This is a genomic window from Streptomyces sp. NRRL F-2664 (genome assembly GCF_000719345.1).
In the GTDB taxonomy this organism is placed as follows: domain Bacteria; phylum Actinomycetota; class Actinomycetes; order Streptomycetales; family Streptomycetaceae; genus Streptomyces.
The window spans coordinates 1-1,310 of sequence record NZ_JOFX01000211.1; the positions used below are offsets into that span (position 1 = coordinate 1).

Sequence of the window (1,310 nt, forward strand, 5' to 3'; positions counted from 1 at the left end):
AGTTGAGCGTAGACACCTTGCTCAACAGCCCTGGGGCCCCGTCCGTTTCACAGCCCTCGCCCCGTCACCCGATCGGTGGCCACTCTGAAAATGCTCAGTCATACCGGGCTAGGAGGCCAGCGGTCCTATTGCAGGGCCGCGAAGAGGGTAACGGGGGCTGGGTCTGCGTAGGGGTGGACGCTTTCGTGGCCGGGGACGGTGTGGTGTTTCTGCGGCCCAGCTGCTGCAACTGCAGGTCTCGGGGTGGGCGGGTGTTGGTTCAAGCCGGTTCGGTGGTTGGCCGGGTGGGTCAGTGGCGCTCTCGGTGGGCGGCTTGATCTCGGGCGGTACGGGGCCAGGGCCTCTGGCGGGGTCCTGGCCCCGTGCCGGTCGTTGCATCCTCGCTGTGACGGGGTGGCTGGTACAGCCGGCAGGCGGCCAGCCATCCGGTCACTGATCGCTTGGGGCCGTTGGCGAGTACTTCGGGTTTACTCGTCTGGCTGCGGCGGGGTGGTTGCCGGGGGTGCTGGCTTTTTGAGCGGTGCCCGGGGGGGTGTTATGGGGTGTCGGTGTAGGTGACGTCGTAGTGGATGGTTCCGTCGGCGTCGGTGGTGCTGGTGGTGTGGGTTTTGAGTCCGCCGGTGGTGGCGGGGGTCATCCAGCCTTCGTTGTCGGTGATGGTGAAGCCGAAGGGGGTGGTCTGGTTGTTGCCGCCTTCGGTGTAGGTGACGGAGGAGAGGGGGGCGGTGCCGGGGTGGTAGGGGACGGAGTAGGTGTCGCTCTGTCCGTAGTGGATGAGGTTGGCGGGGCCGTTGCCGTCGAACTGGCCGGTGCTGCTCTGCAGGGCCATGTCGGCTTTGCTGGAGGTGAGGTTGTTGTGGACGGTGACGGTGTAGGGGGCGTCGGGCTGGGCGGCGGCGTCGTTGATCTGGATGCTGTCGGGGCCTAGTACGCGGCCTCCGATGGGCAGGCCGGGGGTGGTGTTTGCGACGGTGGCGCTGGTCTGGTCGCCGCTGTTGTCGTCGAGGGTGAACTGGATCCTGCCGTCTTGGGCGGTTCCGTCGGCTGTGTCGAATTCCAGGACGACTTTGGTGTCTTCGAGGAATTTGTAGACCTGTTCGAAGTGCATTTTTCCGCCGGGCTGGATGATGGTGCCGGCGGTGGGGGAGGGGTAGGAGAGCGAGCCGTCGTAGCTGGTGTCTTCGGTTCCGGTCCAGCCGACGTATTTGACGGGGACGCTGGACTTGTTGGTGAAGTCCCAGCCCTTGGTGGTGAGGGGGGCGGGGGCCGTTGCCGTCGGGGCTGCCGTCGGGGCGGCCGTGGGGGCGGCC

Annotated in this window: 1 protein-coding gene; it reads right to left on the reverse strand. The window is 66.7% G+C overall.

Features of this window, described 5'->3' with window-relative positions; translation table 11 throughout:
* Positions 1 to 535: 535 nt before the first annotated feature.
* Positions 536 to 1,310, reverse strand: a 775-nt coding sequence (locus IF89_RS39280; RefSeq protein WP_043194856.1) for a hypothetical protein, incomplete at its 5' end; no start/stop codon positions are given.